Origin of the sequence: Paraburkholderia sp. J10-1 (assembly GCF_905220165.1) — a bacterium.
Taxonomy (GTDB): Bacteria; Pseudomonadota; Gammaproteobacteria; order Burkholderiales; family Burkholderiaceae; genus Paraburkholderia.
Genome location: NZ_CAJMYW010000008.1, coordinates 308,420 through 328,586 on the forward strand (window position 1 = coordinate 308,420; position 20,167 = coordinate 328,586).

Here is a 20,167-nt window from a genome sequence, read left to right on the forward strand (position 1 = left end):
ACATGCCGTTTTTGTTTAGGTGGCCGGCAATTGCGCGAGCCGCCGCTTCCACGCTTCGATCGCGTCTCGCTGGAACGCTTCGAGCGTTGCGGGCGAAGGGTCGTGCAATTCGAGGCCCAGATGCCGCGCCGCGGCCAGCAACGCTCCCAGCGGGCGTGACGCATCGAGCGCTTGTGCCCCGGTCTGCTTCGAGAGCTTGTCCCCTTCCGCGTTCGTCACAACAGGCACGTGCAGGTAGGCGGGCGTTGGCACGCCAAGGCACTGCTGGAGCCAGATTTGCCGCGCTGTTGAGTCGAGCAGGTCCGCGCCGCGCACCACGTGCGTAATGCGTTGTTCGGCGTCGTCCACAACCACGGCGAGCTGGTAGGCCCATTGGCCGTCGGCGCGCAGGAGCACGAAATCGCCGACTTCGGTTGCGAGGTCTTGCTGCTGCGGGCCTTGCCAGCGGTCGTCGAAGCGGATCAGCGCGGGGTTTTGTGTCCTGGAAGGCGCGTCGTCGGGCACACGCAGCCGCCACGCGCGCGCTGGCTTGCCGTGCAGGCCCGCGCGGCAGGTGCCCGGATAGATCAGCGTGGTGTTGCGCTGGTGCGCACGCACTTGCGAATCGGCGATTTCCTTGCGCGTGCAGCCGCACGCGTACACGTGGCGCGAGGCGATCAGCCGGTCGAGCGCCGCGCGGTACAGGCCGGTGCGGCGGCTCTGCCATTGCGGCGGCTCGTCGGCGTGAAAGCCGAAGGCCGCAAGCGTCGTGAGAATGTCTTCGGCTGCGCCCGGCACGGTGCGCGGGCCGTCGATGTCTTCCACGCGCACGAGCCACGCGCCGCCATGCGCTCGCGCGTCGAGCCAGCTCGCGAGCGCCGAAACGAGCGAGCCGAAGTGCAGCGGGCCAGTGGGCGAGGGCGCGAAGCGCCCGCGATACCCTTGCGGCGATGCGCTCACGCGCGCGGCTTAAGCGGCAGCCTGGGCCGCCGTATCCGTCGCGCCCGCGCGCTCCGGATGGCACGCCGGGCAGCTCTTGCCTGCCACGTAGAGCGGGGAAGCCTGCTCTTGCGGCGTGACGACGGCGCGGCACGCGAAGCACTGCACGGTGTCCGTCGGTTCGAGCTGCGGATTGAGCGCGGTGCGCTGGTCGAACACGAAGCAGTCGCCGTTGTAGTGCGCGCCGCCCACTTCCTCGAAGTACTTGAGAATGCCGCCTTCGAGCTGGTAGACGCTTTCGATGCCCACTTCCTTCATGTGGATCGCGGCCTTTTCGCAGCGAATGCCGCCCGTGCAGAACGACACGACCGTCTTGCCTTCGAGGTCGGCGCGGTTCGCTTCGATCACGCCCGGGAATTCGCTGAACTTGTCGATGCGGTAGTCGAGCGCGTTATCGAACGTGCCGACATCGATTTCGAACGCGTTGCGCGTGTCGAGCATGACAACGGGGCGGCCTTCGTCGTCGAAGCCGCGGTCGAGCCATTGCTTGAGCACGACCGGCGCCACGGAAGGCGCGCGGCCTTCTTCGGGGCGGATCGCGGGCTTCTTCATCGTGATGATCTCGCGCTTCAGGCGCACGAGCATACGGTTGAAGGGCCGCGATTCGGAGAAGCTTTCCTTGAACCGCAGCGTTGCGAACTTGCCTTCGAAGAGCGGGTCGTGGTTGATGTAGTCCATGAAGGCGCGCACGTTGCCTTCATCGCCGGCGACGAACAGGTTGATGCCTTCTGGCGCGAGCAGGATCGTGCCCCGCAAATCGAGCGATTGGCAGCGCTCGAGCACGAGCGGACGCCACTCGGCGGTCTTCTCGAGCGTGGCGAACTGGTAGGCGGATAGATTGAGGATACGCATGGTGCAACGGGAAAGGCGCTATCAAAGCGCGTGAAACTGGAGCCGGGCGCGCGTGGTGCGTCGCTTGCTGCGTCGCGTACTGCCTGTTCGCTGCGGGTCCCCGAAAACGGGAATTGGGGCAGGGCGCGCGCCGGGCGCAATCCGCTATTATCCCTCAATCGCGCCTCGCGCCGCCTGCGGCGTAGACGACACACCGTGCGGCGGCCTGCGCTCGCGCAAGCACTTGTCCAGATCGGTTGGGCCGCCCCGGCCACTGTCGCGCGCGCATGCGAGCGAGCGCCGATAATCGCGTGCCCCTGAAGGTACAATGACGCCCATGTCAGATCCCCGCTTCGTCCATCTCCGCGTCCATTCCGAATTCTCGATTGCCGACGGCATCGTACGCCTCGACGACCTCGTCAAGGCGGCGGCCAAAGACGGCCAGGGCGCGCTCGCGCTCACCGACTTAGGCAACGCATTCGGCCTCGTCCGTTTCTACAGCGAAGCGCGCGGCAAAGGGGTCAAACCCATTGCCGGCTGCGACGTCTGGATCACGAATCCCGACGACCGCGACAAGCCGTCGCGCCTTCTGCTGCTGGTGAAGGACAAGCGCGGCTATCTGAATCTGTGCGAACTGCTTTCCAAGGCGTGGCTCACGAACCAGTACCGCGGCCGCGCGGAAGTCGACGTCGCGTGGCTCGAAGAAGGTCTGGCCGAGGGCCTGCTCGCGATCTCGGGCGCGCAGCAGGGCGACGTGGGTCTCGCGCTCGCGGCGGGCAATGCCGAAAGTGCGAAGCGCCATGCGCAGCGCTGGGCGAAGCTGTTTCCGAACGCGTATTACATCGAACTGCAGCGCTGCGGCCAGCCCGGCGGCGAGCAATATGTCGAGCAGGCCGTGGCGCTCGCGTCGCAACTGAAGCTGCCGGTGGTCGCCACGCACCCCATGCAGTTCATGACCGACGAGGAATACACCGCGCACGAAGCGCGCGTGTGCATCTCGGAAGGCGACATCCTCGCGAATCCGCGCCGCCAGAAACGTTTCACGACCGATCAGCGTTTTCGCACGCAGGAAGAAATGGCCGCGCTGTTCGCGGACATTCCGTCGGCCATTGCGAACACCATCGAAATCGCCAAGCGCTGCAACCTCACGCTCGAACTCGGCAAGCCGAAGCTGCCGCTCTTCCCGACGCCCGACGGCCTGTCGCTCGACGACTATCTCGTGCAGCTTTCGAAAGAAGGCCTCGAAAAGCGCCTCGTGCAGCTGTATCCGAACGAAGCCGAACGCGAGCAGGAGCGCGCGCGCTACAACGAGCGTCTCGAATTCGAGTGCGGGACCATCATCAAGATGGGTTTCCCGGGCTACTTCCTGATCGTTGCGGACTTCATCAACTGGGCCAAGAACAACGGCGTGCCGGTGGGACCGGGCCGGGGCTCGGGCGCGGGTTCGCTCGTCGCCTACGCGCTCGGCATTACCGACCTCGATCCGCTGCGCTACAACCTGCTGTTCGAGCGCTTCCTGAATCCGGAACGCGTTTCGATGCCCGACTTCGACATCGACTTCTGCCAGCATGGGCGCGACCGCGTCATTCAGTACGTGAAGGAGAAGTACGGCGCCGATGCGGTTTCGCAGATCGCCACCTTCGGCACGATGGCTGCGAAGGCGGCGGTGCGCGACATCGGCCGCGTGCTCGATCTCGGCTACAACTTCACCGACGGCGTGGCCAAGCTCATTCCGTTCAAGCCCGGCAAGCACGTCACGATTGCCGACGCGATGAAGGAAGAGCCGCTCCTGCAGGAGCGCTACGACAACGAAGACGAAGTGCACCAGCTGCTCGACCTCGCGCAGCTCGTGGAAGGTCTCACGCGTAACGTGGGCATGCACGCGGGCGGCGTGCTGATCGCGCCCGGCAAGCTGACGGATTTTTGCCCGCTCTATACGCAGGGCGACGAAAGCGGCGTCGTGAGCCAGTACGACAAGGACGACGTGGAAGCCGTCGGCCTCGTGAAGTTCGACTTTCTGGGCCTGACCACGCTAACGATTCTCGACTGGGCCGAGCGCTATATCCGCATGCTCGACCCTTCGAAGAAAGACTGGTCGCTCGCCGAGGTGCCGCTCGACGACGCCGCGTCGTTCCAGATCCTCAAGAAGGCCAACACGGTCGCCGTGTTCCAGCTGGAAAGCCGCGGCATGCAGGGCATGCTGAAGGACGCGCAGCCCGACCGCTTCGAGGACATCATCGCGCTCGTGGCGTTGTATCGTCCGGGCCCGATGGACCTGATCCCGAGCTTCTGCGCGCGTAAGCACGGCCGCGAAGTAGTGGAGTATCCCGATCCGCGCGTCGAACCTGTTCTGAAAGAGACCTACGGCATCATGGTCTATCAGGAGCAGGTGATGCAGATGGCGCAGATCATCGGCGGCTATTCGCTCGGCGGCGCCGACTTGCTGCGCCGCGCGATGGGTAAGAAGAAGCCCGAGGAAATGGCCAAGCACCGCGAAATTTTCGCGGAAGGCGCGGCGAAGAACGGCCTCACGCGCGAGAAGGCCGACGAAACCTTCGACCTGATGGAGAAGTTCGCGGGCTACGGCTTCAACAAGTCGCACGCGGCCGCCTACGCGCTGCTCGCCTATCACACGGCGTGGCTCAAGGCGCACCATCCGGCGGAATTCATGGCGGCGAATATGTCGCTCGCCATGGACGACACCGACAAGGTGAAGATCCTCTTCGAGGACTGCCTGACCAACAAGATGGCCGTGCTGCCGCCGGACGTGAACGCTTCGGCGTATCGCTTCGAGCCGGTGGCCGACTCGAACGTCGCAGAAGGCAAGCGCTCGCGCACGATCCGCTACGGTCTGGGCGCGATCAAGGGCAGCGGCCAGAACGCCATCGAAGAAATCTTGCGCGCGCGCGAGGAGGGCGGTCCCTTCAAGGACCTGTTCGACTTCTGCGAGCGCATCGACCGTCGTCTCGTGAATCGCCGCACGATCGAAGCGATGATCCGCGCCGGCGCATTCGACACGATTCACGCAAACCGCGCACAGTTGCTGGCCTCCGTGCCGATGGCGATGGAAGCCGCCGACCAGGCGAGCGCCAACGCCATGCAGGCGGGCCTGTTCGATATGGGCGACGCGCCGCTCGCCGCGCATGAACTGGTCGACGAACCCGCGTGGGGCGAGAAGCGCAAGCTTCAGGAAGAGAAGGCCGCGCTCGGCTTCTACCTCTCGGGGCACCTCTTCGACGCCTACAAGGACGAAGTGCGCCGCTTCGTGCGCCAGAAGATCGGCGAGCTGAAGGAAGGGCGCGACAAGCTCATCGCGGGCGTGATCGCTTCGTTGCGCACGCAAATGACCCAACGCGGCAAGATGCTGATCGCGTTGCTCGACGACGGCACCGGCCAGTGCGAAGTGACGGTGTTCAACGAGCAGTTCGAAGCGCACAAGGCGCTCTTCAAGGAAGACGAGCTGCTAGTCGTGCAGGGCGGGGCGCGCAATGACGCGTTCACGGGCGGCATTCGCTTTACCGTCGATACGGTGATGGATCTCGAGCGCGCGCGCAGCCGCTACGCGCAGGCCGTGAAGCTGCAGATGAACGGCAACGCCAATGCGCTCGCGCTGCGCACGGTGCTCGAAGCGTATCGCGCGAAGCCCGACGACTCGCTGCCGGCGCCGGCCGCGCAAGCGCGTGGGCGCGGCGGCTTCGGGCGCGATCGCGGCGATCGCCCGCAAGCAGTCATTCCGAATGGACTCGCGGTGCAGATTGCCTACCGCAACGATCGGGCCGAAGGCGAAGTGCGCTTGGGCGACGCCTGGCGCGTCAAGCCCTCCGACGACCTGCTCGCCGCGCTGCGCGGCGAGTTTGCGGGCAGCGAGATCGAGATCGTTTATTGACGGGGAATGGGCGGCAGGCGGCGCGGGAGTTTTCACGCTGCCATGCCGCGCCGTCGGTCGGGCAATCGCGTGATCAAGTCGCGAGTTCGGCCAGACCCCGTTCGGCGCGCACGGTGCCATCTGCAATACGCGCCTTGACCCGCTGCTCATTGGAGTTGGCCTGGTCACGCGGTTGCTCGCGGTGCCACAGGTGGAAGATCTCCGTGGCGTAGGCGCCGAGCTTGCGGTGCACGCCGCCGTTGGCGAGGCGTGCCACGAAATCGGCATCCTCGTGCCCCCAGCCGGTGAAGCTGGTGTCGAATCCGTTCACGCGCTCGATATCGCTGCGCCAGGCGCTCATGTTGCAGCCCTTGATGCCGCGCCACTTGAACTGCTCGATCACGCGCCACTTGCGGTCCGGCAGCTTGACGAAGAGGGGCGCCATCTTGTTGACGTGGCCACCAAGGCGTTGCCGCACCCAGAAGCCAAAGCCCTGATCCGCCAACGGCAGCATCTGGCCGATCACCGCTTGCGTGAGCGTTTCGTCGAGCAGGATGCGGCTGCCGGTGATGATGGCTCGCTCGCTTGCAAGCTGCCGGTGGCGCGCAACGAAATCGTGTTGCGCCACGCAGTCGCCGTCGAGGAAGATCAGGTAGTCGCCACGGGCCTGCACGATGCCCTTGTTGCGGATTTCGGCAAGGCGAAAGCCGTCGTCCGGGTGCCACACATGCTCCATGCGCACCGGGCTCGCCGCTGCGCAGCGCTCCACGGTTTCGCGGGTCGCGTTGGCCGAGCCGTCGTCGGCGACGATGATTTCGTAGTGCGTGTCGGATTGCGCGCTCAGGCTCGCGAGGACCCGCTCGAGCGCATCGGGCCGGTTATAGGTGCTGACGATCACCGAAACCAGCATGTCGCGGCGCGCGTTCATCGGCGCTCCGCTGCGGCGTCGCGGGATTGTGCCGCGGTGGACTGCTGCGTTTCGAGGAGCATGAGCTTCAGGTAGCGGTAGTAGGTGCCTTCGGCGTTGGAGATCGCCAGCACGAAGCCCATCTTGCCGTCGAGAAAGCCGCGCTGGATGATCCAGCTGCGCACGAAAGACCAGAAGCCGTGCAGCAGCGCCTTGCGCAGGCCGCCGCGTTTGCCGCGCGCCGCGCCCTGGGTCGCGCCGTAGGTCGAATAGCTGTCGATCTTGCCGAGCACCTCGGAGAAGTCGCGAAAGCTGTAGTGAATCAGCGCCTGGGCGAGCGTGCCGACGCGCGCCTCGGGCGCGGCGATCACGCGCTCGTGCACGAGATCGTTCGAGAAGCGCGCTACGTCGCGGCGAAAGAGCCGCGTCACATAGTCGGGCGACCAGCCGGAATGGCGGATCCACGTGCCGCAGTAATTCGACTGGCGCGGCACACGGAACAGGTCGGCCCCGTTCGCCTTGACGCTCGCGAGAATCTCGTCGCGCAACGCCGGGGACACGCGTTCGTCGGCGTCGAGCGAGAGAATCCAGGGGCCGCGGGCGGCGTCGAGCGCGCGCTGTTTCTGTGGCCCGAAACCGGGCCAGTCGGTCTCGACGACCGTTGCGCCGAACTCGCGGCAAATGGCCTGGGTGCCGTCCGTGCTGCCCGAGTCGAGCACGACGATTTCGTCCACCCAGCCGTGCACGGAAGCGAGGCAGTCGCGAATATCGTGTGCTTCGTTTTTGACGATGACGATGACACTGATCGCATCGGGTTTGGCGCTGTCGTTCATCGGCGCTGGCTCGCGATGGCTGGAAGAAGGTGAAGAGGGTGAGCGGGCCGGCTAGCGCCGCCTTGCGTTCGGAGAACACTCCGCGAGACAAGCGTGTTACTGCGCGCGTTCGTGCCCCGAAGCCGAATCGGTGAGTATATACAAAAACGCCGGCCGCTACGAAAGCGCTCCGGCGCAGGCACCGGCCGGTGCGGATACCTCGCCCCCTGGGCCGAACGTTTACAATGGCGTACCTGTTTGCCGGGGGGCGGGCAGATTACCCGCATTTTTTTCGAGGAAATTTTGAGCGAGAGATCAACCTTGAGCAAGCCGATCGGCTCCGACACCAAGTCGTCGCCGATCGTGATTGGCCGGCGGCTGTGGCCGTATGTGAAGCCGCTAATGTGGGTGCTCCTCGCAGGCGTGATCGCGATGGCCGTGGTGGCCGCCACCGAAGCCGGCATTCCCGCGCTGCTCAAGCCGCTGCTCGATCACGGCTTCGGCACGCGCGGCGACCCGAAAGCGAAATGGCTGGTGCCCACCGCGGTGATCGGGCTGGCGCTCGTACGCGGCCTCGCGCAATACGCGTCCGGTTACTTGCTGCAGTACGTGTCGAACCGCGTGCTGCTCGCGCTGCGGCTCAAGATGTTCGAGCGCATGATTCATGCGAGCGTCGGCTTCTTCCAGCGCGAAACTGCGAGCACGGTCATCAACGCGATCGTGTTCGAGGTCAACCAGATTCTCGGCGTGCTGCTCAGCGTGCTCGTCACGATCGTGCGCGACTCGCTCACGGTCATCTTCCTGCTCGGCTACCTGTTCTATCTGAACTGGCGGCTCACGTTGATCGTCGCGGTGCTGCTGCCGGCCATCGGCTGGCTCGTCAGCAAGATCAACCGGCGTCTGCGCCGGCTGAACCGCGAGCATCAGATGCTCACGAACGACTTGTCCTATATCGTCGAGGAGACGGTGGGCGGCTACAAGGTCGTCAAGGTTCATAACGGCGAGCAATACGAAAAGGACCGCTTTGGCGAGATGAGCAAGCGCCTGCGCGGCTACCAGATGCGCATGACGGTCTCGGGCGGGCTCGCGCAGCCGCTTACGCAATTCCTCGCTTCGATCGCGCTGGCGATCGTCATCACCATTGCGGTCGTGCAGGCCTCGAACGACCAGACGACGGTTGGCGGTTTCGTGGCGTTCGTCACGTCGATGCTGCTCGTGATCTCGCCCCTCAAGCACCTGATCGACGTGAACCAGCCGCTGCAGCGCGGCATGACCGCGGCCGAGCTGATCTTCGGGCTCATCGACGAGCCGCCCGAGGCCGCCGGCGGCGGCTTGCCGCTCGAACGCGCGCGCGGCGAGGTGGAGTTCCGCGACGTGTCGTTCGCCTATGGCGCGAGCCATCGCGTGACGCTCGACCATGTGTCGTTTCGCATCAATCCCGGCGAAATGGTGGCGCTCGCGGGCCCGTCGGGCAGCGGCAAAACCACGCTCGTGAACCTGCTGCCGCGCTTTTTCGATCCGAGCGGCGGGCAGGTGATGGTCGACGGCGTATCGATCGCCGACTACGACGTGCATGCGCTGCGCAACCAGATCGCGATGGTGAGCCAGGACGTGGTGCTGTTCAACGATACGGTCGCGAACAACGTCGCCTATGGCCAGACGGCCGACCGCGAGCGCGTGGAACGCGCGCTGCGCGCCGCCAACCTGTGGGAGACGATCTCGGCCCTGCCCGAAGGCATGGACACGCTGGTCGGCGACAACGGCATGAAGTTCTCGGGCGGCCAGCGCCAGCGCCTGGCGATTGCCCGTGCGATCTACAAGGACGCGCCGATCCTGATTCTCGACGAGGCGACCTCGGCGCTCGATTCGGAATCGGAGCGCCACGTGCAGGCGGCGCTGGAAACGCTGATGCGCGGCCGCACGACGCTCGTGATCGCGCACCGTCTCTCGACGATCGAGCGTGCGAACCGCATCCTCGTGATGGATGGCGGCCATATCGTCGAATCGGGCACGCACCAGGAACTGCTCACGAAGGGCGGCATGTACGCGCACCTGCACAAGATCCAGTATCAGCAGAGCGCGGCCTGACCCGCATGGACCATGACGGCGGCGCGCGAGTTTGGGCGCGCCGCCGTCATGAAACCGCGCTGGCGCGCGGCGTGAGCTTGAGGAGCCCTGTTTGGGGCGATCAGGCGGCGGCGGGCGCCGTTGCGGGGACGAGCGCGGCGAGTTGGCGCAACACTGCGCCTACGACCTGCGCGGGCGGGATGGTGTCGACGTTGCCACTGCCCTGCAGGCCGATGGATCGGCAGGCTTCGGTCAAGCGCAGGGAGGGCGGCTCTTGATGCCTGAACAGCGAAACGCTCGGCGTTTGCGTGGTGTGGGCGACGTGCATCAGGCCGCCGTCCGCGCCCAGGAACAGCTCGGCGTGCGCAACGATCTCGCGTGCCTGAAGGAACGCGAGCTTGCCGGTCAGCGAGCGGATGCGCACGTTCGCGGGCGCGCTCGCGCACAACTGCTGTGCGATTTCCGTGCCGTTGTCCGAACCGAGCACGACGATTTCCTTCGCGGCGCTCGCGTTGTCGTACTTGCTCAACAATTCGATGACTTCGGACCAGCGGTTGTAGGTGCGATCGGGATCCACGCCACCCGCCGCGAGCGCGATGAACGGACGCGCGGGCAAGAGCGCGCGCACGGATTCGCGCGTTGCGGGCTTGCTCGAGAGATAAGGCTTGCTGAGCGCGGCGAGCGTGCCGGCGTCGTGGCCGAGCGAGAACACGTCGTTCACGCTCGCGAAGCTGAAGCCGGTCTGGTTGCGGTCGGGCCCGTTGAAGTAACGGAACAGGCCCGCGTAGGGCAGCTTCGCGAAGTGCTGGGTCTTGATGCGGATTGAGGGCAGGTTGTACTCGGAGAGCAGAATCGCGTCGTAGCGGCTCGCATCGACCTCACTGGGGTCGCCGTAGACCTTGCCGAATACGTCGTCTTCGCTGAACAGCGGTACGAGCGACGGCAGCGCGAGCAGATCGATGCGCACACCCAGGCCCTTGAGCAGCGCGCGGCCGGCCATGTCCATCGTCGCGTCGCCGAAGTTGCGTTTGGCATAGACCCACAGGATTCGCTGCGAAGCGTCCAGATGCGCCTGTTCGAGGCGCGTCTGGCCGTGCGCCTTCAGAAGAAACTGCTTATGCAGGTATTTCTTCGCGATCTTGAGGCGACTGGTGCTGCGAAGAAACGCTTCCGGCTCGTAAGGCACGCCCTGATAGGGAATCGTGCAGGACCGGGATACGGCGTGATCGAACCAGCTTGCCGGCGAAACCCACGAAGTGTTTGAGTTGGTCTGCTGAAACACGGGTTTAGTTGTTATTTGAAGTAACCGCTTATTATTCCATGATATTTGCTCGCAGGCTGCGCAAATAATCAGGGGCGGCGTTCTGCGCGGCATCGTGAGGTATGAACTTCTACGGCACGTCCGGGCGTGCGTACAATATCGCGTTTCTCGTCATGCTTCGCTCAGACCCTTTATAGGGCTAATCTTCATGTTCAGCATTCTGATCCCGACCTGGAATAACCTGCCGTACCTCAAACTGTGCGTCGACAGCATCCGGCGCCACTCCGCGTACGAGCACGAGATTCTCGTGCACGTGAACGATGGCAGCGACGGTACGCTCGACTGGGTTCGCGAACAGGGCATCCGCCATACGTGGAGCAAGGGCAACGTGGGCGTATGCCTCGCCGTGAACGATGTGGCGCGCCTCGCCTCGAGCGAGTGGATCCTGTTCATGAACGACGACATGTTCTGTACGCCCGGTTGGGATTCGGCCTTCGTCGATGCATTGCGCGAAATCGGCGCGGCGCCCGCCTATCTCGCCTCGCAGATCATCGAGCCGACCGACACGGGCAACAACCTCGTGACGGTCGCTCATTTCGGCACCGGTCCTGCCGACTTCAACGAGGCGGGACTACTCGAGTTCGCCGCGAAGATGAACACCGCCGACCGCAACGGCATCGCACTGCAGCCGACGCTCGTGAGCCGCGAACTCTGGCTGCGGGTGGGTGGCTACAGCATCGAGTTCGGGCCCGGCATGAGCAGCGACGACGACTTTCTGATGAAGCTCTGGCTGGTCGGCTGCCGCACGTTCCGCTCGGTTGGCGCGAGCCGTGTCTACCATTTCGGCTGCCGCACGACAGGACGCATTCGCCGCAATCGCGGCGGCCGCGAGTTCCTCATGAAGTGGGGCGTGACGCAGCGCGATTTCAAGTACAACTACATGGCCCGCACGGCCGACGCCGCGCCGGGCACGCTTCCCAACGTGCCGCGGCCCAACTTCAAGAGCCGTCTGAAGCGGGTCATGTACGCGTTCGGCCTTTACCCGACTCAAGATCTCGAAGCGTGGGAGCCCGATTTGCCCGCGCAGCTTCAGCACACCGCTTCGTTGCCTGACAGCGCCACGCCGCGCAAGTCATCGCGCTAACGCTGCGTTGTCCCAAGGGAGCCGGCTGGCGCCGAGGCGCCGGCTGAGCCCTTCGGCGATGAATCGCGCAGACTTTGCCTCGATTTGGAACAGTGCCTTAGATTTCCAAGGGTTAACCCTAGGGAGTCACAAGCATACGATGCGTACATCGGTCGCATGCACATACCGTCGCACGTCGACCGCCTGATCCAACTGGAGGTCGTTTCCATGAAGTCCCTGATTCAAGCCGTTGCTGTTGCCGCCGTTGTTGCCGCTGCCGCTCTTCCCACCGCTTCGTTCGCGCAGTCGCACTCGACCATCACCCGCGCCCAGGTGCGCGCCGAACTCGTGCAGCTTCAGCAGGTGGGTTATCGCGTCGGCGATGGCGACAACGCCCATTATCCCGAAGCGATTCAGTCCGCCCAGGCGAAGGTCGCCGCATTGAATGGTGCAAACAGCAGCTACGGCGGCGTGGCGAACGCCTCGCAAACGGGCGGCCGCGCCACGGTTTCGCCTGAAGACTGGAACGCGATGTACTCGCGCTAAGCCATCGCGGCGCGCGCGTTTATTGTGAAGCACGCGAAGGGCAGGGAATACGTCAAACGGCGCGAGGCGCTTCGGCTTCGCTGCCCGCGGGTTCTGCCGCGTATGACGTTTCCTCGAGTTGTGCGAGCAGCGTGCGGGCTTGAGCGAGCGTGTCGCCCTTCATCGGCTGGAATGCGAAGTGCAGCGATTTCTCGAGCCTCGCGAAGTGGCGCCGCGTGCTGCGCGTGTAGGCGGGATCGTAGTGCTGAGCGACCAGCGCCTCGTAAAGCTCGGCCCTGCGATTTTCACCGAGCAGCTTGCACCACGATTCGATGCGCTCGCGCCCATGCAGCGGCGTGAGCTTGTTCAGTTGCTCCTGGAAATACGTGCGCTCGTCGAACAGGTGTCCGTACTCCTCGAGCAGCAAGTCGATCCGCTCCTCGCGCGCCACATCGAGTACGACACAGGGCGCGGCGTGCAAACGGTCCACGAGCGCGGGCGGCAGCGTGATGGCGCCGATGCGCCGGCTCTCCGCCTCGACGAACACGGGGCGCGTGGCGTCGAAGGCGCGCAGCGTCTGGACGAGTGCCGTGTCGAACGACTTCTGCGAGGGCTGCGCTCGCGTGGGCAGCGCGCCCAGCAGCGAACCGCGATGCGCGGCAAGCGCTTCGAGATCGAGCATCTGCGCGTTGGCTTGTCCCAGCGCCTTTAACAGGCGCGTCTTGCCGCTGCCGGTCGGACCGGCCAGCACGATATAGCGAAACGCTCCGGGCAACGTGCCGAGCGCCTCCACGACCGTGTGCCGGTACGCCTTGTAGCCCCCCTCGAGCTGACGCGCGCGCCAGCCGATCATGTTGAACCACGCTGTCATCGATCCGGAACGCTTGCCGCCGCGCCAGCAATAGATGAGCGGACGCCAGTTGCGTGGACGGTCGGCGAACAGCGTATCGAGATGCATGGCGATGTTGCGCGCCACCATGGCGGCGCCCACGCGCGTTGCCTCGAACGGCGACTCCTTGTACATCGTCCCGACGATCACGCGCTCCTCGTTGCTGAGCACGGGCGCGTTGATCGCGCCGGGAACGTGGTCCTCGGCGAATTCGAGCGGCGTCCGTACGTCGACGATCTCGTCGAATTCGCCAATCTGTTCGATGGTGACGCGCTGGTGGTTCAACTGCGGTGCTCCGGTGATGCCTGCAACGTCGCGCTACATGAGCACGATGTCGTACTGTTCCTGACTCAAATTCGACTCCACCTGCAGCGAAACCGGCTTGCCGATGAAGTCGATCAACATCGCGAGATGCTGCGACTCTTCCTCGAGAAAGAGGTCGATGACCTGCTGTGAAGCGACCACGCGAAACTCGCGCGGGTTGAACTGCCGCGACTCGCGCAGAATCTCGCGCAGCACGTCGTAGCAAACCGTGCGCGCGGTCTTCACTTGCCCCTTGCCGAGACAAGTCGGGCACGGCTCGCACAGCACATGCGCAAGCGATTCGCGCGTGCGCTTGCGTGTCATCTCCACGAGCCCCAGTTGCGAGAAGCCGTTTACGGTCACGCGCGTGCGGTCGCGCGAGAGCGCCTTCTTCAGTTCGCCGAGCACCTGGTCGCGATGTTCGACGTTTTCCATGTCGATGAAGTCGATGATGATGACGCCGCCCAGATTGCGCAGACGCAATTGCCGCGCGATCGTATGCGCCGCTTCGAGATTCGTCTTGAAGATCGTGTCGTCGAAGTTGCGCGCGCCCACATAGCCGCCCGTATTCACGTCGATGGTCGTCATCGCCTCGGTCTGGTCGATCACGAGGTAACCGCCCGACTTGAGGTCCACGCGGCGCGAGAGCGCGCGCTGGATTTCGGCCTCGATGTTGTAGAGGTCGAAGAGCGGCCGCTCGCCCGAGTAGTGATGCAGCTTCGGCAGCACGGCGGGCGTGAATTCGGTGGCGAACTCCGTGAGCCTCTGGAACGTTTCGCGCGAATCGACCTGAATGCGCGAGGTCTCGTCGTTCACGAAGTCGCGCAGCACGCGCTGCGAGAGATTCAGGTCCTGATAGAGCAGGCTCGTGGCGGGCAAGCGCTGCGCCTGCGCGAGTATCGTCGCCCACGTCTTGCGCAGATACGCGACGTCTGCTGCGAGTTCTTCGCTCGTGGCGTCTTCGGCGATCGTGCGCACGATATAGCCGCCTTTTTCATCGGCGGGCAGCACGGCCGTGAGGCGCGCGCGCACCGCTTCGCGCTCGGCCTCGCTCTCGATCTTCTGCGAGATGCCGATGTGCGGCTCCTGCGGCAAATAGACCAGCGTGCGCCCCGCAATGCTCACCTGCGTGGAAAGCCGTGCGCCCTTCGTGCCGATCGGATCCTTCACGACCTGCACCATCAGCGTTTGCCCTTCGAACACGGTCTTTTCGATCGGCTGATGATGCACGGGCGCATGCGCTTCGCCGGCAATGCGCGGATGCCAGATGTCGGCCACATGAAGGAAGGCGGCACGCTCGAGACCGATGTCGATGAACGCGGACTGCATGCCCGGCAGCACGCGCACGACCTTGCCGAGATAGACGTTGCCGACGCGCCCGCGCGACAGCGTGCGCTCGACGTGAAGCTCCTGTACTGCGCCTTGCTGGACCAATGCGACGCGCGTCTCCTGGGGCGTGACGTTGATCAGGATTTCTTCGTTCATGATTTGTTCTAGAAGTCGATGCCCGCGGCGCGCAGGAGGGCGGCCGTTTCGAATAATGGCAAACCCATGATACCCGAATAGGACCCGTCGATTCGCTCGACGAATTCCGCCGCGCGGCCCTGGATGCCGTACGCGCCGGCCTTGCCGAACGGCTCGCCGCTCGCCACGTAACGCGCGATCGCAGCGGGCAGCGCAGCCGCGAAGCGCACATGCGAACGCGAGACCGCGACCGGCAGGCACACGCCTTCGGCGTTCACCACGGCCACCGCCGTGAGCACTTCGTGCTCGCGGCCGGCCAGGCGTTCGAGCATCGCATAGGCATCGGCGGCGTCGTGCGGCTTGCCGAGAATATGGCCGTCGATGGAGACCGTGGTGTCGGCGGTGAGAATCGGCGCATGCTTGTGCGCGCCCGCGACGAGGCGCGCGCGGGCGGCGTCTGCCTTCGCGGCGCACACGCGCTCGACATAGACGGCGGCTTGCTCGCCGGGCAGCGCGGTTTCGAGCGCTTCGGCGTCTTCGTCGGGACGCGGCAGCAGCAACTCGAAGCGCACGCCGAGCTGCTGCAGCAGTTCCTGGCGGCGCGGGCTTTGCGAGGCGAGATAGACGAACGGATAGGGCGCGTTGGTGGGCATCGGAGCGTCTTTGTCGTTACGGACTTCGGGTTGACGTGCGCGCCTGCTTTCCGGGGCTTGAGCGGGGCTCAATGGGCCATTGGCGGGCCAAAAGCGGGCCAAAAGCGGGCCGCAGGCGCACGACCAAAAGCGGCGCGGGCGCGCTTTACACCTGCATCACACGCGATGATAGGGGTGATTCTGCGTGATGGTCCACGCGCGGTAAAGCTGCTCGGCGAGCAGCACGCGCACCATCGCATGCGGCAGTGTGAGGGACGAGAGGCGCAGGAGCGTGTCGGCGCGCGACTTGAGCTCGGGATCGAGCCCGTCCGCGCCGCCGATCAGGAACGCCACGTCGCGGCCGTCCTGCTGCCAGAGCGGCAGCGCCTTCGCGAGCTGCATCGTGGTCCAGTCCTTGCCGCGTTCGTCGAGCGCGACGATGCGCGCATTCTTGGGCAGCGCAGCTTCGATGCGCACGCGCTCGGCTGCCATGACGCTCTCGGCGGAGCGGCCCGACGAACGCTGCTCGGGCTTCACCTCGCGCAGCTCGATGCGCAGCTCCGGCGGCATGCGCTTCGTATATTCCTCGAAGCCCTCGGCGATCCAGTCCGGCATCTTGTGGCCGACGGCGACGATATGCAGTTTCATCGTGCGTGACGATTGTCGTTCGTAAGCGCGCTGCGCTTACTTCGCGGTCTTACGCGCTGCAGTCTTGCGCGCGGGCTTCTTCACGGCCGGCGCGGCTTCCTCGTCTTCGTCCTCGTCGTCCATCGGCTCGCTTGCGCGTGCGCCCACGAAGCCCGTGTTGGTCGCGAGCTTCACGCGCACCGGCTTGTCGCCCCAGATTTCCTCGAGGTTGTAGTACTGGCGCAGCGCGGGCTGGAGGATGTGGACGACCGCGTCGCCGCAATCCACGAGCACCCATTCGCCGATGTCCTCGCCTTCGGTGCTCACGATGTCGCCGCCGGCTTCCTTGACCTTCTCGCGCACGCTGTTGGCGAGCGCCTTGGTCTGGCGGTTCGAGGTGCCGCTCGCGACGACCACGCGGTCGAACAGCTCAGTCAGATGGCTCGTGTTGAAGACGCGAATGTCTTGTGCCTTGACGTCTTCGAGACCGTCGACGATGGCGCGTTGAAGTTTGCGGATGTCCATAGTTACTCGTGTTGCAGATAGAGATGATGTTGAAGGATATAGTCCCACACGGCTGCGGGAAGCTTGTCGGCGGCGGTGCCGCGACGTTGCCCGCTCGCCACGCAGGCCGGCAGGTCGCGCCGGATTTCGGTCGCCGAAACGTCGAGCGCGAGCGTGTCGTCGACCAGCAAGTGGCCATGCGGCGTTGCCGCAAGCGCGGCGGCGCCCGCGCGGCGCGCGGCGGCCTCGCGCGCGACCTCGGGCGGCAGCGCCGCGAAGTCGAAGCCCGGACGGCTCGCCACGCCCAGATGCGCAAGCGCGAAAAGCTCGCGCCATTCGTGCCAGGAATCAAGGTGCAGCAGTTGATCGGCGCCCATTAGCAGCGTGAGCGCGGCGGCGCCGTTGCTTTCGCTTTTTGCGCGCCAGCGGCGCAGCGTTTCGACCGTGTAGGTCGGACCGTTGTGCTCGATTTCGTCGGCGTCCACCGTCACCGTGACGCCCGGCAACGCGAGCGACGCGGCTGCGGCGCGCGTCATGGCGAGCCGATGCTGCGCCGCGGTCACGCCCGGCTTTTGCCACGGCTGGCCGGCCGGCAGCAGGATCAGCTCGTTCAGGCCCAGCACGCGCGCAAAATGGCGCGCGAGCGCGAGGTGGCCCTCGTGGATCGGATCGAAGGTGCCGCCGAGCAGCCCGACGCGCCTCTCGAGTGCGTTGGGCGGGACGGTGAAAGCTTGCGTCACGGCGTCAGACCCAGTCGCGCACGGGCAGGAAGTCGCTGTAGAGGCGCGCTTCCGGCGTGCCGGGCAGCGGCTGCCAGTCGTAGCGCCAGGTGGCGCCCGGCGGCATCGACATCAGGATCGACTCCGTGCGGCCGCCGCTTTGCAGGCCGAAATGCGTGCCGCGGTCCCAGACCAGATTGAATTCGACGTAGCGCCCGCGCCGGTACGCCTGGAATTCGCGCTCGGCTTCGCCGTAGGGCGTGGCGCGCCGTTTTTCGATGATTGGCAGATACGCCTTCAGGAAGCCATCGCCGACGCTGCGCAGCATTGCGAACGCCTCGTCGAAGCCGCCCGTGGCGTAGTCGTCGAAGAAAATGCCGCCCACGCCGCGCGCTTCGTTGCGGTGCTTCAGGAAGAAGTAGTCGTCGCACCAGCGCTTGAAGCGCGGGTAGAGGTCCGCGCCATAGGGCGCGAGCGCGTCGCGGCACACGCGGTGGAAGTGCTGCGCGTCTTCCTCGAAGCCGTAGTAGGGCGTGAGGTCCATGCCGCCGCCGAACCAGAACACCGGCGGCTCGCCTGCCTTGGTGGCGAGCAGCATGCGCACGTTCATGTGCACCGTCGGGCAATACGGATTGCGCGGATGCAGCACGAGCGAAACACCCATCGCCTCGAAGCCGCGGCCGTTGAGTTCGGGTCGCGCTGCCGTGGCCGACGGCGGCAGGGCGTCGCCGGAAACGTCGGAAAAGCCGATACCCCCACGCTCGAAGAACTGGCCGCCTTCGATGATGCGCGTGCAACCGCCGCCACGCAGCTTCTCGCCGGGCCCGCGCTGCCAGTTGTCCGTGGCGAACGGCGTGCCGTCGAAGGCGCCGAGGGTGTCGGCGATCTGCGTCTGCAGGCTGGCCAGCCAGGCGCGGACGGCGGCACTGTCGGGGGAGGCGCTGTTAGGGGAATCGGTCATCGATCAAATGGGGACGGCAGCGTGCGGACGCTGGAATCGGGTTATTCGTTGGGCTATTCGTCGGTTTTTCGGATAAACCGCCCTGGGCGGCCTGACAGCGGCAGTGTAGCGCCGATTGGCGCGACGTCCGGCGCCAACGGCGCCCGCGTGGGCTGCGTGCTAAGCACGCTCAGGCTGCTGCGCTGGTTTGCTCGCGTTGGACAACTTTAGGGCGAGCGTAAGCGGTTAGACGAAAAAACCGTGGCGCGGTGACTGCGGCGCGCAGCCAGGCGGCTGCATACGGCCATTCGTTTCATTTGGGGCCGCATTCATGCTCGCGGCCCCGGGCAAGCGCTGTGCTTACTGCTTGCGCCCCGCGGCGCGATAGCCAATGTCGTTGCGATACTGCATGCCGTCGAACGAGATGCGGTTCACGGTTTCGTACGCGACGTTCTGCGCGCTGCGCACCGAATCGGCGAGACCGACCACGCACAGCACGCGGCCGCCCGAGGTCACGAGCTTGCCGTCCACCATCTGCGTGCCCGCGTGGAACGTGACCGAATCGGCGGTCTCGGCCGGGATGTCGCTGATGCGGTCGCCCTTGCGCGGCGTGTCCGGATAGTTGTGCGCGGCGAGCACGACGCCCAGCGCCGTGCGGCGGTCCCATTCGAGCTCGACCTGGTTGAGCGTGCCGGCAATGGCGTGCTCCACGACCTTCGAAAAGTCGCCCTTCAGGCGCGCCATGATCGGCTGCGTTTCGGGGTCGCCCATGCGGCAGTTGAATTCGAGCGTCTTCGGGTTGCCTTGCGCGTCGATCATGAGGCCGGCGTAGAGGAAGCCCGTGTAGCGGATGCCTTCCTTCTCCATGCCCGCCACGGTCGGCAGGATGATTTCGCGCATCACGCGGGCGTGCAGTTGCGGCGTGACGATGGGCGCGGGCGAGTAGGCGCCCATGCCGCCCGTGTTCGGGCCCTGGTCGCCGTCCTGCAGGCGCTTGTGGTCCTGGCTCGAGGCGAGCGCGAGCACGTGCTTGCCGTCCACCATGACGATGAAGCTCGCTTCTTCGCCTGCCAGGAACTCTTCGATCACCACGCGCGCGCCGGCGTCGCCGAGCTTGTTGTCGGCGAGCATCATGTCGATGGCCTGATGCGCTTCTTCCAGCGACATCGCCACGACCACGCCCTTGCCGGCAGCGAGGCCGTCGGCCTTGATGACGATGGGCGCGCCGTTCTTCTCGACGTAGGCGTGCGCGGCCGTCGCGTCAGAGAACGTCTCGTACGCGGCGGTCGGGATGTTGTGGCGCTTCATGAACGCCTTGGCGAAGTCCTTCGAGCTTTCGAGCTGCGCGGCTTCCTTCGACGGGCCGAACACCTTCAGGCCGCGCTGGCGGAACACGTTGACGATGCCCGCGGCGAGCGGCGCTTCCGGGCCGACCACGGTGAGGGCGACGCCTTCGCGCTCGGCAAAATCGGCGAGCTCGTGGATGTCCGTGATGTCGACGTTGGCGAGCCGCTCGTCCTGCGCGGTGCCGCCGTTACCGGGTGCGACGTAGACGAGCTGCACGCGCGGCGCCTGCGCGAGCTTCCACGCCAGCGCATGTTCGCGGCCGCCAGAACCGACGACGAGTAACTTCATGAGAATCCCCGAAAGACCAAGACCAGAAACAGTTGCGGCCGGCGCACAGTGCGCCGGCCGTGAAAATCGCTTGCAGGAGGCGGGG

The 20,167-nt window shown here is 65.4% G+C and carries 17 protein-coding genes; 4 read left to right on the forward strand and 13 right to left on the reverse strand.

Annotation, left to right across the window (positions count from 1 at the left end; translation table 11 throughout):
- Positions 1-15: 15 nt before the first annotated feature.
- Positions 16-939 carry a tRNA glutamyl-Q(34) synthetase GluQRS gene (gene gluQRS / locus U5A65_RS24850; protein WP_321936824.1) on the reverse strand — a complete coding sequence of 308 codons (924 nt, stop codon included), beginning with the start codon at positions 937-939 and terminating at the stop codon, positions 16-18.
- Between the two features lie 9 nt (positions 940-948).
- Positions 949-1,830 carry a sulfurtransferase gene (locus tag U5A65_RS24855; protein ID WP_321947932.1) on the reverse strand — a complete coding sequence of 294 codons (882 nt, stop codon included), beginning with the start codon at positions 1,828-1,830 and terminating at the stop codon, positions 949-951.
- A gap of 307 nt (positions 1,831-2,137) precedes the next feature.
- Here U5A65_RS24855 and dnaE point away from each other — a divergent pair, with 307 nt between their 5' ends.
- Positions 2,138-5,695: a DNA polymerase III subunit alpha gene (gene dnaE, locus U5A65_RS24860; RefSeq protein ID WP_321947934.1), complete on the forward strand. Its 3,558-nt coding sequence runs from the start codon at positions 2,138-2,140 to the stop codon at positions 5,693-5,695.
- Between the two features lie 73 nt (positions 5,696-5,768).
- Here dnaE and U5A65_RS24865 read toward each other — a convergent pair whose 3' ends face one another.
- Positions 5,769-6,602, reverse strand: coding sequence for a glycosyltransferase family 2 protein (locus U5A65_RS24865; RefSeq protein WP_321936826.1), 834 nt, complete (start codon positions 6,600-6,602; stop codon positions 5,769-5,771).
- Positions 6,599-7,414 (reverse strand): glycosyltransferase family 2 protein, encoded by an 816-nt coding sequence (locus U5A65_RS24870; RefSeq protein WP_321914709.1) that lies wholly within the window; start codon positions 7,412-7,414, stop codon positions 6,599-6,601. Before U5A65_RS24870 ends, U5A65_RS24865 begins: the two co-directional genes overlap by 4 nt.
- Positions 7,415-7,696: 282 nt before the next feature.
- Between U5A65_RS24870 and msbA the strand changes: the two genes are divergently transcribed.
- Positions 7,697-9,481, forward strand: a complete 1,785-nt coding sequence (gene msbA, locus U5A65_RS24875; RefSeq protein WP_321914708.1) for a lipid A export permease/ATP-binding protein MsbA — start codon at positions 7,697-7,699, stop codon at positions 9,479-9,481.
- Between the two features lie 100 nt (positions 9,482-9,581).
- Here the strand turns inward: msbA and U5A65_RS24880 are convergent, their stop codons facing one another.
- Entirely contained in the window at positions 9,582-10,742 is a 1,161-nt protein-coding gene (locus U5A65_RS24880) for a glycosyltransferase family 9 protein (RefSeq protein WP_321914707.1), read from the reverse strand.
- A gap of 187 nt (positions 10,743-10,929) precedes the next feature.
- Between U5A65_RS24880 and U5A65_RS24885 the strand changes: the two genes are divergently transcribed.
- Both U5A65_RS24885 and U5A65_RS24890 read left to right on the forward strand, forming a co-directional pair.
- Entirely contained in the window at positions 10,930-11,865 is a 936-nt protein-coding gene (locus U5A65_RS24885; protein WP_321914706.1) for a glycosyltransferase family 2 protein, read from the forward strand.
- Between the two features lie 207 nt (positions 11,866-12,072).
- Positions 12,073-12,390: a DUF4148 domain-containing protein gene (locus U5A65_RS24890; RefSeq protein WP_321914705.1), complete on the forward strand. Its 318-nt coding sequence runs from the start codon at positions 12,073-12,075 to the stop codon at positions 12,388-12,390.
- A 52-nt stretch (positions 12,391-12,442) separates the two neighbouring features.
- On the opposite strand, the gene mnmH is transcribed toward U5A65_RS24890, so the two are convergent.
- The 8 genes from mnmH to purD form a co-directional block, all read right to left on the reverse strand.
- Positions 12,443-13,543: a tRNA 2-selenouridine(34) synthase MnmH gene (gene mnmH, locus U5A65_RS24895; protein WP_321947936.1), complete on the reverse strand. Its 1,101-nt coding sequence runs from the start codon at positions 13,541-13,543 to the stop codon at positions 12,443-12,445.
- A 33-nt stretch (positions 13,544-13,576) separates the two neighbouring features.
- Positions 13,577-15,046, reverse strand: coding sequence for a ribonuclease G (gene rng, locus U5A65_RS24900; RefSeq protein WP_321936830.1), 1,470 nt, complete (start codon positions 15,044-15,046; stop codon positions 13,577-13,579).
- Positions 15,047-15,054: 8 nt separating this feature from the next.
- Entirely contained in the window at positions 15,055-15,678 is a 624-nt protein-coding gene (locus tag U5A65_RS24905) for a Maf family protein (protein WP_321914701.1), read from the reverse strand.
- A gap of 156 nt (positions 15,679-15,834) precedes the next feature.
- Positions 15,835-16,305 (reverse strand): 23S rRNA (pseudouridine(1915)-N(3))-methyltransferase RlmH, encoded by a 471-nt coding sequence (gene rlmH / locus U5A65_RS24910; RefSeq protein WP_321914700.1) that lies wholly within the window; start codon positions 16,303-16,305, stop codon positions 15,835-15,837.
- A gap of 36 nt (positions 16,306-16,341) precedes the next feature.
- Complete coding sequence (gene rsfS / locus U5A65_RS24915) at positions 16,342-16,809, reverse strand: ribosome silencing factor (protein WP_321914699.1); 468 nt, start codon at positions 16,807-16,809, stop codon at positions 16,342-16,344.
- A 2-nt stretch (positions 16,810-16,811) separates the two neighbouring features.
- On the reverse strand, positions 16,812-17,528 hold the full coding sequence (locus U5A65_RS24920) for a nicotinate-nucleotide adenylyltransferase (RefSeq protein ID WP_321914698.1): 717 nt from the start codon (positions 17,526-17,528) through the stop codon (positions 16,812-16,814).
- Between the two features lie 4 nt (positions 17,529-17,532).
- A complete protein-coding gene (gene hemF / locus U5A65_RS24925) occupies positions 17,533-18,468 on the reverse strand; it encodes an oxygen-dependent coproporphyrinogen oxidase (RefSeq protein ID WP_321947938.1) in 936 nt (311 codons plus the stop codon).
- Between the two features lie 339 nt (positions 18,469-18,807).
- Positions 18,808-20,082, reverse strand: a complete 1,275-nt coding sequence (gene purD, locus U5A65_RS24930) for a phosphoribosylamine--glycine ligase (protein ID WP_321914696.1) — start codon at positions 20,080-20,082, stop codon at positions 18,808-18,810.
- Between the last annotated feature and the right edge of the window lie 85 nt (positions 20,083-20,167).